The sequence below is a fragment of the Rhizobium sp. BT04 genome (assembly GCF_030053135.1).
GTDB classification, from domain to species: domain Bacteria; phylum Pseudomonadota; class Alphaproteobacteria; order Rhizobiales; family Rhizobiaceae; genus Rhizobium; species Rhizobium binxianense.
In genome coordinates this window covers 84,421-100,161 of the sequence record NZ_CP125653.1, presented here as the reverse complement: position 1 = coordinate 100,161, position 15,741 = coordinate 84,421, and the positions used below count along the sequence as shown (strand labels likewise).

General features: G+C 62.3%; 15 protein-coding genes and 1 riboswitch. Of the genes, 11 read left to right on the top strand and 4 right to left on the bottom strand.

Annotated elements, in window-relative coordinates; all coding sequences use genetic code 11:
* Nucleotides 1-230: 230 nt before the first annotated feature.
* Both QMO82_RS31720 and QMO82_RS31715 read right to left on the bottom strand, forming a co-directional pair.
* Nucleotides 231-1,688 carry an HlyD family type I secretion periplasmic adaptor subunit gene (locus QMO82_RS31720; RefSeq protein WP_183609080.1) on the bottom strand — a complete coding sequence of 486 codons (1,458 nt, stop codon included), beginning with the start codon at nt 1,686-1,688 and terminating at the stop codon, nt 231-233.
* The gene (locus QMO82_RS31715) at nt 1,685-3,832 is read right to left on the bottom strand and encodes a type I secretion system permease/ATPase (RefSeq protein WP_183609056.1); all 2,148 of its coding nucleotides are present in this window, start codon (nt 3,830-3,832) and stop codon (nt 1,685-1,687) included. Before QMO82_RS31715 ends, QMO82_RS31720 begins: the two co-directional genes overlap by 4 nt.
* 519 nt (nt 3,833-4,351) lie before the next feature.
* Nucleotides 4,352-4,448, top strand: a riboswitch (TPP riboswitch).
* Between the two features lie 50 nt (nt 4,449-4,498).
* On the opposite strand from QMO82_RS31715, the gene thiM reads away from it, so the two are divergent.
* The 11 genes from thiM to QMO82_RS31660 all read left to right on the top strand — a co-directional run bounded on the left by thiM (nt 4,499) and on the right by QMO82_RS31660 (nt 14,526).
* Nucleotides 4,499-5,302: a hydroxyethylthiazole kinase gene (gene thiM / locus QMO82_RS31710; protein WP_183609055.1), complete on the top strand. Its 804-nt coding sequence runs from the start codon at nt 4,499-4,501 to the stop codon at nt 5,300-5,302.
* Nucleotides 5,299-5,934 carry a thiamine phosphate synthase gene (gene thiE / locus QMO82_RS31705; protein WP_183609054.1) on the top strand — a complete coding sequence of 212 codons (636 nt, stop codon included), beginning with the start codon at nt 5,299-5,301 and terminating at the stop codon, nt 5,932-5,934. Before thiM ends, thiE begins: the two co-directional genes overlap by 4 nt.
* The gene (gene thiD / locus QMO82_RS31700) at nt 5,931-6,740 is read left to right on the top strand and encodes a bifunctional hydroxymethylpyrimidine kinase/phosphomethylpyrimidine kinase (protein WP_183609053.1); all 810 of its coding nucleotides are present in this window, start codon (nt 5,931-5,933) and stop codon (nt 6,738-6,740) included. The genes thiE and thiD overlap by 4 nt, the downstream gene beginning before the upstream one ends.
* A 211-nt stretch (nt 6,741-6,951) precedes the next feature.
* A complete protein-coding gene (locus QMO82_RS31695) occupies nt 6,952-7,431 on the top strand; it encodes a GNAT family N-acetyltransferase (RefSeq protein ID WP_183609052.1) in 480 nt (159 codons plus the stop codon).
* A gap of 24 nt (nt 7,432-7,455) precedes the next feature.
* Entirely contained in the window at nt 7,456-8,478 is a 1,023-nt protein-coding gene (locus QMO82_RS31690; RefSeq protein WP_183609051.1) for a glycoside hydrolase family 3 protein, read from the top strand.
* 41 nt (nt 8,479-8,519) lie between these two features.
* Nucleotides 8,520-10,166: an ABC transporter substrate-binding protein gene (locus QMO82_RS31685; RefSeq protein ID WP_183609050.1), complete on the top strand. Its 1,647-nt coding sequence runs from the start codon at nt 8,520-8,522 to the stop codon at nt 10,164-10,166.
* A gap of 55 nt (nt 10,167-10,221) precedes the next feature.
* Nucleotides 10,222-11,199, top strand: a complete 978-nt coding sequence (locus tag QMO82_RS31680) for an ABC transporter permease (protein ID WP_128403952.1) — start codon at nt 10,222-10,224, stop codon at nt 11,197-11,199.
* 1 nt (nt 11,200) lies between these two features.
* Nucleotides 11,201-12,079: an ABC transporter permease gene (locus QMO82_RS31675; RefSeq protein ID WP_183609049.1), complete on the top strand. Its 879-nt coding sequence runs from the start codon at nt 11,201-11,203 to the stop codon at nt 12,077-12,079.
* The gene (locus tag QMO82_RS31670; protein WP_183609048.1) at nt 12,076-12,879 is read left to right on the top strand and encodes an ABC transporter ATP-binding protein; all 804 of its coding nucleotides are present in this window, start codon (nt 12,076-12,078) and stop codon (nt 12,877-12,879) included. Before QMO82_RS31675 ends, QMO82_RS31670 begins: the two co-directional genes overlap by 4 nt.
* The gene (locus QMO82_RS31665; protein ID WP_183609047.1) at nt 12,876-13,775 is read left to right on the top strand and encodes an ABC transporter ATP-binding protein; all 900 of its coding nucleotides are present in this window, start codon (nt 12,876-12,878) and stop codon (nt 13,773-13,775) included. Before QMO82_RS31670 ends, QMO82_RS31665 begins: the two co-directional genes overlap by 4 nt.
* Nucleotides 13,776-13,845: 70 nt before the next feature.
* Nucleotides 13,846-14,526 (top strand): spermidine synthase, encoded by a 681-nt coding sequence (locus QMO82_RS31660; protein ID WP_183609046.1) that lies wholly within the window; start codon nt 13,846-13,848, stop codon nt 14,524-14,526.
* Nucleotides 14,527-14,531: 5 nt separating this feature from the next.
* On the opposite strand, the gene QMO82_RS31655 is transcribed toward QMO82_RS31660, so the two are convergent.
* Both QMO82_RS31655 and QMO82_RS31650 read right to left on the bottom strand, forming a co-directional pair.
* Entirely contained in the window at nt 14,532-15,326 is a 795-nt protein-coding gene (locus tag QMO82_RS31655) for an HpcH/HpaI aldolase/citrate lyase family protein (RefSeq protein ID WP_183609045.1), read from the bottom strand.
* 45 nt (nt 15,327-15,371) lie between these two features.
* Entirely contained in the window at nt 15,372-15,575 is a 204-nt protein-coding gene (locus QMO82_RS31650; protein WP_246718352.1) for a hypothetical protein, read from the bottom strand.
* Nucleotides 15,576-15,741 lie beyond the last annotated feature (166 nt).

Sequence of the window (15,741 nt, the reverse complement as noted above, 5' to 3'; positions counted from 1 at the left end):
GGGAAACGCATAGGTTATCGTTCCGTCCCAGGCGAAGACATCAAGAAGCCCGTCAACTTTCCTATCGCCAGTCGTGTTGACGATCTTCGTCGGAGTAATAAGGTCCGTCATAAAATCCCCGTTTGCCTATTCCATTCGGCCGCGCCTAATGCCGTTTCCCTCTGCTGCACAAAAGGGGAAACTTCAACTAAAAGCTTCAATTATGTTCAGAAAGTTTTTGATCTTCGCAACTATCGCTCATGAAGTGCTTCCTCCGCGACCTCAACCAAAGGCGAAAAGACATATTCCAGCATTCTGCGCTCGCCCGTTCGCACTTCCGCAATTGCTGCCATGCCCGCACTTAACTTGACGTTACGGCCATCTGCTGAAATCTGGTCGGTCTCGAGGCTCAATGTGACCGGAAAAACCAGGTTCTGCATTCTTTCGGCGCCGCCGAACGTTGTCTCCGCCTGTCTTGCCGCAGGGTCGCCCTCACGGCGTGCGGCGTCGGGTTCAGGGATCGCATCTGCCGCAATTTTGGTGACGTGGGCTGCGATCGTTCCGTAGCGGGTGAAGGGAAAGGCTTCGAGCTTGACGACAGCGTCCTGTCCGATTTTGATGAAGCCGATGTCCTTGTTCAAAGCGTAGACTTCGAGCTCCAACGCGCTCCCCTCAGGCACGACACGCATCACATCCTGGCCGACGGTCACCACTTGACCCACACTGGTAATCGAAGACGCCTGCACCGTGCCGTCTATTGGACTGCGCAAGGTCATCTGCTCGCGAACATTCCTGGCTTTCGCCAGCCTCTGCTCCAGTTCTTCGACCCGACGCTCCGCATCGCCGAGCCGCCCGAGTTGATCGCTCAGGAAGGTTCGCGTCAGCTTGTCCTTCTCCCGCGCGAAGACCTCGATGCCGGCCACGGCATCTGCGAGGTGGCTCTCCTGCACGGCAAGCTGTGTCGCCTGCTCTTTCAATGTTTCCGTGGCATCGATCACACTCGCCATCGTGCCGGCGTCCTTCGAAGCCAGCGCACTGCGCATCGCCACGCGCTCTTTCAGGGTCTCAACCAGCGAGTTCTGAGCCGCAACCGTCACGACCAGACGATCGCGCTCCACTTCCTTCTGGTACTTCTGAGCATCGAGCGACGCAGCCGCGGCCTGGAATTGCTCGAGATCGCCCCGCAGGATGCCTTCTTCACGACGACGCAATTCCTCGGGCACATCTGCATCCCAGGAGATCGTCGGCAGCGGCTGGTCGCTCTCCTGAGACCGAACATAGTCCACCGCGGCTTTTCGACGACGGACCTCTGATCTCACGGACGCCAGGCCTTTTGTTGCGTCCGTCTCATCGGCAATGGCATCCGTCGGGTCGAGTTCGAGCAGGATATCACCGCTCTTGACGGGCGCGCCATTCGGCGGCGGAAGTGCCTTCACCTTGCCTGTCAACAATGGCTGAACAACTTTGACGCGGCCGGTCGGCTGAATTTTGCCTTGTGCGGCCGCGATGATGTCGATGCGGCCGATATAAGACCAGATCAACGCCGTCGTGACGAAGGCGCAAATGATCAGGATCAGCGCCAGACGCACCGGCGAGGCCGGCGTCTCCAGAATTTCGAGCGCCGGCGCCAGAAACTCGTGGTCGGATCGCGCCAACGGGCGCGGGGGAAGGCCGGCATATCGAACGGCTTTGGCGACATTACCTTTCATGCGACGCCTCTGTCGTTCTGCAAGGCCCAAAGCCGCGCATAGAGCCCGCCCGGGCGCTTGAGCAGATCATCATGGCTGCCGATTTCCACTATGCGTCCGTCCGCCATGCCGATGATGCGGTTGCAAGGCCGTACGGCGGCGAGCCGATGCGCGATGATGATAACGGTGCGGCCGGCGGCGATCTGGTGCATGTTGGTTTGCACGACGCGCTCGCTTTCATAGTCGAGGGCGCTGGTCGCTTCATCGAAAATCAGGATCGGGGGAGTGGTGGCAAGCGCACGGGCAATGGCGATCCTCTGGCGCTGGCCGCCGGACAGGTTGGCGCCGCGCTCTTCGATCATCGTGTCGTAACCATGCGGCAATCGCAAAATGAATTCATCCGCCCCGGCGAGCTTGGCGACAGCAATAACCTGGGCGCGTTGCATCGCCGGGTTTGAGAAGGCGATATTGTCGTGGATCGTCCGGTTGAACAGCAGGTTCTCTTGGAGAACGACTCCGATGTGGCTTCGAAGCCAGGCGGGATCGAGCTGGGAGAGATCCATGCCGTCAAGAAGGACCTGCCCCTCTTCGGGGATATAAAGACGCTGCACCAGTTTCGCGAGCGTCGACTTTCCCGAGCCCGAGGTGCCGACGATGCCGATGACCTCTCCCGGCTTTACTTCAAGCGATATGTTTTTCAGCACCTCCGGTGAGCCGGGCCGATACCGGAAGGTGACGTTTCGAAAATCGATTTTTCCCTTTGGTGCAGGCAACGACAACCGCGCGTTTGGCTGACGCTCTATCGGCGTGTTGAGGATATCGCCGAGCCTGTCGACCGAGATCTGCACCTGCTGGAAATCCTGCCAGAGTTGGGACAGCCTCAGGATCGGCTGGGTGACCTGCCCGGCAATCATGTTGAAGGCGACAAGTGAGCCGACCGAAAGCTCGCCTTCGATGACCGCCCTTGCACCGAAAAGAAGAAGGGCAGCCGTCGAAAGCTTGCTCACATATTGAATGGCGTTTTGCCCGCCGACGCCCAGCATTGTCGTATCGAAGGCTGTTCGCACGTAAGCTGCGAGCTTCTCCTCCCACTGCGCCTGCATCACCGGCTCCACCGCGGCGGACTTTACCGTGTGGATGCCGACGACGGCTTCGACCAGAAACTGCTGGCTTGCCGCGCCGCGATTGAACTTCTCCTTGACGAATTCGCGCAGCGGCGGTCGCACCACGCTTCCGATCAGGATGTAGATCGGGATGGCGGCAATGACGATCAGCGTCAAGCTCCAGGAATAAGCGAAAAGAACCGCGATGAAGACAAAGATGAAAACGACATCGAGGGCCGAAAACAGTCCCTGCCCGGTCAGGAATGCCCGTATGGTTTCCAGTTCGCGGACGCGGGCGACGGTCTGACCGGCAGACCGCGTCTCGAAATACTCCAACGGCAGCCGTAGCAGGTGATGGAACAAGCGTTGGCCGAGCTCGACGTCGATCCGGTTCGTCGTGTGAGCCAGCGCATAGGCTCTCAGATACTGGAGCATGACATCGAACAGGCCAACGATCGCGATGCCGGCGACAAGCACAAACAGCGTTGAATAGCCCTTATGCGTCAGCACCTTGTCGACCACGACCTGAAAGAACAAAGGCGTGATGAGCGCAAAGATCTGCACAAACAGCGATGCGAGCAATACATGCGCGAGCGGCTTTCGATAACGCCAGATCGACGGCAGAAACCACTTGAAGCCGAATTCTCGCGGGTCCGACCCTTCTCCTCTGATCCGCCGGCCCACAAGAATAACGCGCGCGTCGATTTCGGCTAATATATCCGACGGAGCAATCTCGCGATCAGCGCGCGTTATGGGATCGACAAGCCGGTATTTTCCAGAGGGATTCAACCCGCCGAGCACCTGAAAGGATCCGCTGCGAACTTGGACGATAGCGGGGACTGGCATGGTTCGAAGGCGTCGCGCCGTGACCTTCTCGACCACACGTGCCTTGAGTCCGATGATTTTGGCTGCCCGCTGAATGTCGATGGGCTGGGACATGCGCCCCTTCAATGCCAAGTCGTGCTCTAGCTGAACCGCATCCGCAGCGATCCGATAGAATGCGGCGATGCCGCAGAGCGCACGAAGACCGGAGTCCAGCTGCTGCGAAACGACGCCATCCATGTGCGGAACTTATCCCTCAAAGCTGCGGATTCTCCGCTCTCGATACCACTCGCCGGACCGCGTGCCGCGGCTCTCTGCTGACATGTAGCTCACCCGGAAATATGGCGCCACGGGGATGCTGGGGCTCACCGCAATTCGGTTCGGTTGTGGCGAAGAAGCAACACTGCACCGCCGGTAGCAAGTATTCATTTCGTTGGCGCCCCGCAATCGAAGTGAACACAAGCCGTGGATATCAGAACCGGGGCGGTATCACGAAGGCCTCGCTTCATACCGCTTTTCAAAAATTTTCTCATTTAAAATACAACTTCAGGAAGATTTTATTTGCTGGCAAGATCGTATCGCTGCAATCCGCAATCCGGTCAACCTTAACGTGTCAGCACGGTAAAGTTTGCGTTAGGTATTTACTTCGCGTTCTGGGAGATTGCGTTCCGTTTGCCGGTACCGGCTTCACGCGCCGCGCCGTCGCAGTACTGTCATTTTCGAGGTGACATCCGCCCCGTTCTCTGCGAAAAGAAACGCGATGAGAGACAGGGGCGTTCGTCGACAGACGGGCTGAGAAGCACCCTTCGAACCTGAACCGGATAATGCCGGCGGAGGGAGTCGCTCGGGGTCGCGGCTGAGCCCGCACGAACCGCCCCGTGCCCGCCCCCGCCTGAAAGGGGCCACATGCAGACCAGGACCACACCAGGAGCAATGCTGAAAGCGATGCGCGAGAAGCCGCCGCTCGTTCAGTGCATCACCAATTACGTCGCCATGAATATCGCCGCCAATGTTCTGCTTGCCGCGGGCGCCTCGCCGGCCATGGTGCATGCCGCTGAGGAAGCCGGCGAATTCGCCGGGATCGCGAATGCGCTGACTGTCAATATCGGCACGCTGTCGACGCAATGGATCGACGGCATGCAGGCGGCTGCGAAGGCGGCGACATCGGCCGGCAAGCCGTGGGTGCTCGATCCGGTCGCCCATTATGCCACGGCTTTCCGCCGCGATGCGGTCGCGGCTCTGCTGGCGCTCAAGCCCACGATCATCCGCGGCAACGCCTCGGAGATCATCGCGCTTGCCGGCGGAGAGAGCCGCGGCCAGGGCGTCGACAGCCGCGACCCGGTCGAGCAGGCCGAAGGATCGGCGCGCCGGCTCGCCGAGCGCCAGCAGGCGGTCGTCGCCGTCACCGGCGCTGTGGATTTCGTCACCGATGGTGAAAGGGCCGTCCGTATAACAGGCGGATCGGCCCTGATGCCGCAGGTCACCGCGCTCGGCTGCTCGCTCACCTGCCTCGTCGGCGCCTTTGCCGCCACAGCGCCGGATGATATCTTCGGGGCGACGGTCGGCGCACTTTCAACCTTCGCCGTCGCCGGCGAGGCTGCCGCGCTCGGGGCGGCCGGCCCGGGCTCCTTCGCCTGGCGCTTCCTGGATGCGCTGGCCGCGCTCGACGCCGAAACGCTGGATGCCAGGGCAAGGGTATCGGCCGCATGAAGGTTTTCGACCTTTCGCTCTATCTCGTGCTCGACCCCGAACTCTGCGCCGGGATCGGCATGGTCGAAACGGCGCGCCTCGCCGTTGCCGGCGGCGCGACGATGGTGCAATTGCGCGACAAACAGGCCGGCACCACCGCGATGATTGCGACCGGCCGCGTCCTGAAACAGGCACTTGTTGGGACCGGCGCCCTGCTCATCGTCAACGACGATGTCGAGGCGGCCATCGCCATCGGCGCCGACGGTCTGCATATCGGCCAGGAGGACGTGGATGCGCGCACCGCGCGGGCGATGATCGGCCCCGAGATGATCCTCGGCCTGTCGGTCGAAACCGAGGCGCTTGCCGCTGCCGTCGATCCCAGTCTGGTCGATTATACCGGCGTCGGACCGGTGTTTGCGACACCGACCAAAGCCGACCACAAGCAGCCGATCGGCTTTGACGGTCTTGCCAGGCTGGTGAAGGCCTCGCCGGTGCCGTCGGTGGCGATCGGCGGCCTCAAGGCGGATCATGTGGCGCAAGTGTTTGCCGCAGGCGCCAAGGGTCTTGCCGTCGTCTCGGCGATCGCAGGCACGCCCGACCCTGAAGCGGCCACACGCCGCATCGCCGCCGAAATCCGAAAGGCCCGTGCATGATCCGCAACGTTCTCTCGATCGCCGGCTCCGATCCCTCCGGCGGCGCCGGCATCCAGGCCGATCTCAAGGCTTTTTCCGCCCGCGGCGTCTACGGCATGGCGGTGCTGACCGCGTTGACGGCGCAGAATACCCAAGGTGTCAGCGGCGTGCATCTGGTGCCGCCGCAATTCGTCGCCGACCAGATCAATGTGGTCTTTGCCGATGTGCGCGTCGATGCCGTCAAGATCGGCATGATCGCCAATGCCGGCATTGCCGAGGCCGTCGCCGAAGCATTGGCGGATCGGCGCAGCATCCCTATCGTCATCGATCCGGTGATGATTGCCAAGGGTGGGGCCGCCCTGCTTGCGCCGGAAGCCATCGACGTGCTGACCCGCCGGCTGCTGCCGGTCGCAACCCTTCTGACCCCGAACCTTCCCGAGGCCGCCGCCCTGCTGCACCGGCCGGTTGCGACCAATCGCGCGGAGATGGCAGCGCAGGCCGAACAGCTGCGGGCGCTTGGCCCGGCCGCCGTGCTCGTCAAGGGCGGCCATCTCGACAGCGACGAGAGCCCCGACGTGCTGGCCACCGCCGACGGCCTGTATTGGTTCGAAGCCCGACGCGTGCCGACCAAGAACACGCATGGCACCGGCTGCACGCTCTCTAGCGCGCTGGCGGCCGAACTCGCCAAGGGCGCCTCGGCGCGGGAGGCGGTCGCCATCGCGAAGGAATACCTCGCCGGCGCGGTCGCCGCCGCCGGAGACCTCACCGTCGGCTCCGGCCACGGCCCGGTGCAGCATTTTCATGGGCTCTGGAAGGACGACAAATAGACGCACAGCGAACACGTGCCATCGAAAACGGCCCGGTCTCCCCGGGCCGTTTTGCGTTCGGCACCTACTTTGCGTTGAAACCGCGGCTCAGTCGCAGGCCATCTCTTTGGCTCGTCGAAAAACCTTGTTGACAAGCTCGATCGGATGGCCAAGTCTATAACATTAAAAGGGGATAAATTCCGTAATAACGGAATAAGAGGAGGAATGACAGGTGCCAGACCTGCTTGTGAACCTATATTCCACCGAGCTCGCCGACCTGCAGCAAAAAGCTGCCCGCGTCGGCGTCTCCATCCGCCCGGCCCTCCCCCCGGAACTGCATCTCGTTCTCGGCTGGGTTCGCGAACGGTTCAGCGAGAACTGGGCAAGCGAGGTCGCCGTCGCCTTCTCCCGCCAGCCCGTTGCTTGCCTGATATCAGTCGACGGCGGCAGGCTGCTCGGCTTTGCCTGCTATGAGACGACGGCGCGCGGCTTCTTCGGCCCGACCGGTGTCGACCGCGACGCGCGCGGCAAGGGCATCGGGCTCGCGCTGTTTTCCGCCTGCCTTCAGACGATGAAGACACTCGGTCACGCCTATGCCTTCATCGGCGATGCCGGGCCGGTCGATTTTTACGCCAAGGCGGCAGGCGCAATCACCATCCCCGCCCCCGACAAGGGCATCTATGAAGGCATGCTGCGAAGCGCGCCGAAATGACCATCTGATCCCGGAGTTCCAGAATTGTCCTCGACCCCGCTCGCCCTTTTCGTCGGCCTTCCCACCCCCACGATTTCGGATGATGAATTCGCCCTCTATCGCGAGACCAATCCGCTCGGCCTCTTCGTCGGCCGGCGCAATCAGCGCGAACCGGAGCAGACGAGGCGTCTGATCGAGCGCTTCCGCGAAGCTGTCGGCCGCGATGATGCGCCTGTCTTCACCGACCAGGAAGGCGGCCGCGTCCAGCATCTCGATGCCGGCCCCTGGCCGCTCTTCCGCAGTTTCGGCCAGTTTGCCGAGCTTGCCCGCCGCGATTTTGATCTCGGCAAAAAAGCACTGCGCCTTTCCTCCCAGGCCATGGGCGCGATGATGACGGAACTCGGCCTTTCCAGCGGCTGCTCGCCCGTTCTCGATCTCGTCTTCGAGACGACGAGCGCGGTCATCGGCGCCCGCTCCTTCGGCCCTGATCCCGATTTCATCGCTGCCCTCGGCCGCGAGGTGGTCGATGGCCTGCTCGAGACCGGCAACATGCCCGTCATCAAGCACATTCCCGGCCATGGCCGTGCGACGCTCGACTCCCACAAGGAGCGTCCGGTCGTCAATGCCAGCCGCGAGACGCTCACCGCCACCGATTTCAAGCCGTTCGTGGCGCTGAAGGATACGCCCTGGGCGATGGTCGCCCATGTCGTCTATTCGGCCTATGACGCGGAGCTGCCGGCATCGGTCTCGCCGATCATGCACGACGTGATCCGCAACGACATGGGTTATGACGGCGTGCTGATATCAGACTGCATCTTCATGGAGTCGCTCTCCGGCACCCTGCCGGAACGCGTTAAACAGGTGCTCGACGCAGGCTTCGATATTGCGCTCCACAGCCATGGCGACATCCCGGAAAGCGAAGCCGCCGCCAAGGCCGCCCGCCCGCTGACGGAAGCTGCCCTGCAGCGGATCGCTACCGGCAAGGCCCGCCTCGGCAATCTCAAGATCGATGTCCGCGCCGCCCACGCTGAAGTCGAAAACATGTTTGCAAGCGCGCTGGTCTTCTGACCGGCACGTCATCTCTCACCGCATAAAAAAGGGGAATAAACATGAAAAAATATCTTCTTGCCGCCGCCGCGCTGACACTGCTTTCGGGTTCTGCCATGGCGCAGACGGTCCTGACGGTGAATATCGAACCGGCGACGACCTGGGTTCGCAACTTCAACCCGTTCAACCAGACCTCGTCGCGCCAGTCGACGCTCGACTTCATCTACGAGCCGCTGGTTATTTTCAACCGCTTCGACAGCAACAAGCCGGTCTATCGCCTGGCCGAAAGCTTCAAACTCTCCGACGACCTGAAAAGCATCGATTTCAAGCTGCGCCCGAACCTGAAATGGTCGGACGGCAAGCCGCTGACCGCAGCCGACGTCAAGTTCACCTATGATTACCTGAAGAAATTTCCGGCGCTCGACTTCGTCAGCATCTGGACCTTCATCACCGATGTCCAGGCGGTCGACGGCCAGACGGTGCGCTTCACGCTCGCCAATCCGAGCTCGCTCGCCGCCGAGCAGATCTCGCAATTGCCGATCGTTCCGGAACATGTCTGGAAGGACGTTGCCGATCCGGTCACCTTCGCCAACGAAACCCCTGTTGGCAGCGGCCCGCTGACGGAAGTGCCGCGCTTCACCGGTCAGACCTACGACCAGTGCCGCAACCCGAACTACTGGGACAACGAGCACCTGAAGGTCGATTGCATGCGCTTCCCGCAGCTTGCCGACAACAATCAGATGCTGACCGCAACGGCCGACGGCACGCTCGACTGGGGCGTCTCCTTCATTCCCGATATCGACAATGTCTATGTTTCCAAGGATCCGGCGCATTTCCATTACTGGTATTCGCCAAGCAGCATGGTCGCCTTCCTGTTCAACCTGGAAACGGCGAACGAGAACAACAAGAAGGCCTTCAACGACCTGAAGTTCCGCCGTGCCGTCTCGATGGCGCTCGACCGCAAGACGATGATCGACGTCGCCGGCTACGGCTATCCGACGCTGAACGAAGACCCCGGCTTGATGGGTGAGCTTTACAAGAGCTGGGCGGACCCATCCGTCAAGGCCGACTTCGGCAAGTTCGCAACCTATGACGCCGATGCCGCCAAGGCCCTGCTGGACGAGGCGGGCTACAAGGACAAGGACGGCGACGGCTTCCGCGACAATCCCGACGGCACCAAGATCTCCTTCTCGATCATCGTCCCCAGCGCCTGGACCGACTGGATCGACACCGTCAACCTCGCCGTCGAGGGCATGCAGGCGGTCGGCGTCGACGCCAAGATCGAAACGCCGGAGGAAGCCGTCTGGACCGGCAACCTCATCAACGGCACCTTCGATGCGGCGATCAACAGCCTGCCGGCATCGGCCTCGCCCTATTACCCCTACAAGCGCGCCTTCAGCGCCTCGGATAAGGGCAAGACCCGCTTCACCGCGCAGCGCTGGTTCAACCCGGAGGTCGAGAAACTCGTCACCGAGTTCACCCATACCGCCGACCTTGCCAAGCAAAAGGACGCGATGAACAAGGCGCAGCGCATCGTCGCCGAAAACCTGCCGATGATTCCGGTGTTCAACAATCCGAACTGGTATCAGTACAACACCAAGCGCTTCACCGGCTGGTCGACCAAGGAAAACCCCTTCGTCAATCCGTCGATCTCGCGGACCAATCCGGCACGCCTGCTGAACCTGCTCGCTCTCGAGCCGATCAAGTAAGCATTGCAATCCTCGGGAGCGGCGTAAAGCGCCGCTCCGTCACGATGGAGTCCCCATGGCTTTCCTGCTTCGCCGCCTCGTCTTCTACATGGCAGCCTTCATCGCGGCAGCGACGATCAATTTCTTCCTGCCGCGGCTGATGCCGGGCGATCCGGTGCAGATCATGTTCTCGAGCGCCGGCACCGAATTGCCGCCAGAAAGCCTGCAGGCGCTGAAACTTACCTTCGGTTTCGTCGACGGTCCGCTCTGGCAGCAGTACCTCACTTATCTCGGCAGCATCTTCACCGGCGATCTCGGCCGCTCGATCAAATATTTTCCGCTGCCGGTCACCTCGGTGCTCGGCCATGCGCTCGTCTGGACCGTCGGCCTGATGGGCACGGCGACGATCGTGAGCTTCGCGCTCGGCACCTTCCTCGGCATCGTCGCCGCCTGGCGCCGCGGCAGCAAGTTCGATGTCATCGTCTCCGTCGGCGCGATCTTCGCCACCTCGGTACCGGCCGTCGTTACCTCTCTGATCGTGCTCTTCATCTTCGGCTTCACGCTCGGCTGGTTTCCGAACGGTTATGCCGCCGACCCATCGCTCGATCCGGCCTTCAGCCTGCAATATATCGGCAGCCTCGCCTATCACGGCATCCTGCCGATGGTGACGCTCTGCACCGTGCTGATCGGCGGCTTCACCGTCACTATGCGCAACAACATGATCAACCTGCTCGGCGAGGATTATATCGTCATGGCCCGCGCCAAGGGCCTTTCCGACCGGCATGTGATGCTCTGGTACGCAGCGCGCAACGCCCTGTTGCCAACCGTCTCCAGCCTTGCCATCGCCATCGGCACCATCCTCGGCGGCTCGCTGGTGACGGAGGTCGTCTATAACTATCCCGGCCTCGGCAACATTCTCTACCAGGCGATCCTCGCCCGCGATTACCCCGTCATCCAGGGTCAGTTGCTCATCATGACCGCGACCATGCTGATCGCCAACTTTATCGTCGACGTCAGCTATATCTTGCTCGACCCCCGGCTGAAGGGAGCGTGAGATGAAGACCCTGCTTCGAAATCGCAAGGCGCTCACCGGTCTAATCATCATCGTCGTCATCGTCATCGTGGCGATCGCTGCACCGCTGCTGACGCAATATGATCCCGCCGCCCGCACCGGACGGCCGCACCAGCCGCCGTCGCTCGACCACATCCTCGGCACCACCCGCCTCGGCCAGGATGTCTTTGCCCGGCTGCTCTACGGCGCGCGAACCTCGCTTGCTGTCGGCTTCGGCGCCGGCCTGCTGATCACCCTCGTCGGTACCGCGCTCGGCATCATCTCCGGTTATCGCGGCGGCAAGACCGATGAGATCATCAGCTTCTTCACCAACATGGTGCTGGTCGTTCCCAATCTGCCGCTGCTCCTGGTGCTTGCCGCCTTCATCGGCCAGGCGAGCCCCGTCGTCATCGCTCTCATCCTCGGCGCCACCTCCTGGGCCTGGGGCGCCCGCGTCACCCGCGCCGAGACGCTTTCCGTCAAGCACAAGGATTTCGTCAAATCTGCCGAGATGATGGGCGAGTCGCAATGGCGCATTATGACCTTCGAGATTTTCCCCAACGTGATATCGATCGTCGGCATCAATTTCATCGGCAGCGTCATCTTCGCGATTATCACCGAGGCAACACTTGAGTTCCTCGGCCTCGGCGATCCCCGAGCAATCTCCTGGGGCACCATGCTCTACAACGCGCAGAAGGCCTCGGCTCTTTCGGTCGGCGCCTGGTGGGATATCCTCACTCCCTGCTTCGCGCTCGCCTTTCTCGGCATCGGCATGTCGCTCTTGAATTTCGCCGTCGACGAGATCGCCAATCCGCGACTGCGCACCGGCAATCACCTGAAGCGCTGGTCCCTGCTCGTCCGTTCCGGGGAGGGCCGCCTGTGACGCAGCCGCTGCTCTCGGTCAGGAACCTCACCATCGATTATATCGGCGAGGAGAAGGATTTCCGCGCCGTTGACGATGTCAGCTTCGATGTCGCGCCCGGCGAGGTCTTCGGCCTTGCCGGCGAATCCGGCTGCGGCAAGAGCACAATCGCCTTTGCCATCAGCCGCCTGCACAGGCCACCGGCGCTGATCCGCAAGGAGAGCCGCATCCTGCTCGACGGCCGCGACGTGCTCGGCCTCGACCGGCAGGCGCTCAGCGCCTTCCGCTGGCGCGAGGTCGCCATGGTCTTCCAGAGCGCCATGAACTCGCTGAACCCGGTGCTGCGCATCGAAACGCAATTCTACGACATGCTGCGCACTCACAAGAACATGAGCCGCGCTGCAGCCCGCGAGCGCACCGCCGAGATGCTGACGCTGGTCGATATCGCGCCGGATCGCATGCGCGACTATCCGCACCAGTTCTCCGGCGGCATGCGCCAGCGCATCGTCATCGCCATCTGCATGGCGCTCGATCCGAAGCTCGTCGTCATGGACGAGCCGACGACGGCGCTCGACGTCGTCGTCCAGCGCGAAATCCTGCAGCGCATCAACGAACTGCGCCGCAGCTTCGGCTTTTCCGTGCTGTTCATCACCCATGATCTCGGGCTGATGGTGCAGTTCTGCGACCGCATCGGCATCATGCTCGCCGGCCGGCTGGTGGAGCAGAACACGGCCGAAGCGATCTACAGGACGCCCAAGCATGACTACACGAAAAAACTCTGGGCCTCCTTCCCCTCGCTGCATGGAGGAGTGCTGCTATGACGGACGCCATTCTCGCGCTCGACCTGGTGACGAAGACCTTCGGCCATGGTTCCGCGGCCGTGCATGCGGCCCGCGCCATCTCGTTTTCGCTGCATGCCGGCCGGGCGCTGGCGCTCGTCGGCGAATCCGGCAGTGGCAAGACCACCTGCGCCCGCATGGCGATGCGCGAATATCTGCCGACATCCGGCCGGATTCTCTACAAGGGCCGACCTGTGGAGGGGGCCAAGGCGGATGAGATCGCCCGCTACCGCCGCTCGGTGCAGATGATCTTCCAGGACCCCTTCGCCTCGCTCAATCCCGCCCACACCATCGCCCATCATCTCAGCCGGCCGCTGAAGCTGCATCGCCCGGAGATCAAAGGGGCAGAGATCGACGTCGCGGTCCGCGAACTGCTGCAGCGCGTCAGGCTCGATCCCGATCTCGTCGCGCCGAAATATCCGCATGAACTCTCCGGCGGTCAGCGCCAGCGCGTCAACATCGCTCGGGCCTTGGCCGTCAAGCCGGAGGTGATCGTCGCCGACGAACCGACCTCGATGCTCGATGTGTCGGTGCGCCTCGGCGTGCTGAACCTGTTGAACGAAATGAAGCGGGAGCTGAATCTCGGCCTGCTTTACATCACCCATGATATCGCCACCGCCCGTTACGTCGCCGAGGACATCGCCGTGATGTATGCCGGCCAGATCGTCGAATGGGGCAGCGTCGCCAAGGTGATCGACAATCCGCTGCATCCCTATACCCGGCTGCTGCTCTCAGCCGTGCCCGATCCGGATGTCCGCTTCGACGACCCGAAGGCCCGGCTGAGGCCCGACGAGGTGGAAGATATCCGCCGCCGTTCGGCCGTGCCGCAGGACGACATCGTCGAATTCGAGCAGGATCATTTCATGCGGATGATCTGAGGCCGGCTTGCTGGCCTCATCTAGCGCCCTATGCTAGGGGACGGTCTCTGTCATATGAGGCGAAACCGTCATGCTGCCCTGGATCCAGCTCGATTCCGCGACCATTCCCGGTGAAAACGGTGAACTCAGGCTGAAGCAGCGCGGCAGCGAATTTTCGATCATGCTCGGCGCCAACGAACTGATGAACAGCCGTCTCAGCGGCTCGGAAGAAGCGCTGGCAACGCTTTCCTGGGAACGAATTAAGGCGCACCCGAAGCCAAGGATCTTGATCGGCGGGCTCGGCATGGGCTTTACGCTGCGCGCCGCTCTTGCCGTCCTGCCCGAAGATGCCGGCGTCACCGTCGCCGAACTGGTGCCGGCCGTGGTCGCCTGGGCGCGCGGGCCGATGGCGGAGGTGTTCAAGGGCTGCCTCGACGATCCCCGCGTCGACATCCATCAGGGCGATGTCGGCGAGGCGATCCGGGCCGGCAAGGCTGCCTTTGACGCCATCCTGCTTGATGTCGACAACGGCCCTGATGGCCTGACCCGCAAATCCAACGACCGGCTCTACGACTTCGGCGGCCTTCGCGCCGCCCGCGACGCGCTTCGCCCCGGCGGAGTGCTCGCCGTCTGGTCGTCCGGTCCCGACCCTGATTTCACCCGCCGCCTGAAGGACAGCGGCTTTTCCGTCGATGCCGTCAATACCCGCGCCAACGGCAAACGCGGCGGCGCCCGCCACGTCATCTGGCTGGCCGTCAAGCCGGCCCGCTGAAACGCTTAGCTTCCTGACGCGATCCTGCGGGCGGCATTGATGGCACGGCGGGCGCCGGAGCGCAGCTGCGTGGTCTCCGCACCGGCAATGACCAGATCGAAGCCGAATTTCAGCAATTCGCCGGCCCGCTCGCCATCGGCGGCATAGGCGCAGGCGAATTTGCCGTGGGCGCGGCAGCGCGAAACCGCATGCTGCATGGCGCTGTCGATCTCGGCGGCGTTCGGCGCCACCTGATCGCCGTTCGACAGCGCGATCGAAAGATCGGAAGGACCGACGAAAATGCCGTCGATGCCGGCAACGCCGAGAATGCCATCGATCGCCTCGAGTGCCGCCCGGGTCTCGACCATGGCGATTGCGACAGTAAGAGCATTAGCGTTCTTCAGATAATCATCACCGGACAGGCCCATATGATTCAGCGCCAGCGACGGTCCCCAGCTGCGCTCGCCGAGAGGCGGGTACTTCGTGGTCTTGACGAAGGCTTGTGCATCCTCGGCCGAATTGATCATCGGCGCGATGATGCCGGAGGCGCCGGCATCGAGCAGGCGCGAGGCGGAAGCGAAATCGCCGACCGGTATGCGCGCCAAGGCTGGTTTGCCGGCGAGGCGCACCTGGCCGACGGCGTTTGCTGCCGCCGGCATGTCCCACATACCGTGCTGCATATCCAGCACGACGGCGTCGAAAGCCTCCTGCGCCAGGTGGTTGGCGAGCGTGGCGTCCGGAATACCCACCCAGGCGGAGATCATGCCGCCCTGGTGGTTCCTGATCCGTGCCGCGAAACCGTCGATTTCAGCTGCGCTCATGCCATTCTCCCCAGTTCATTGGCTCGATCAGAAGGGTTCACGGCCTCATCCTCTCCGGTGTAACCGCGAAAGGACGATCATGACCATGACTCCCAGTCCCGCCAGGATGGCTCCCCAAAGGATCCAGATCGTTTGCCTGATCATGAAGCTGGACGACGGATAGGGAAAATAGCCACTTCCCTGGCCGATCCAGATCAGTCCGAAGATGATCATAAGCACTCCGAGAACATATCCGATCGTTCGCCACATGCTTCAGCCGCCTTCCCTATCGATTCGATCCCACAATGGCGACCGGCGTCGTTCATGACAAGGCTTCTCCTGGGCACAAACGTCGGCGTTGAGGCTTGGTGAGCCGCAAGGTTGCTGCTAGCCCCCCAGATCGGCGGGCATCCATGTGGCGCTTTTGAAATCCCGA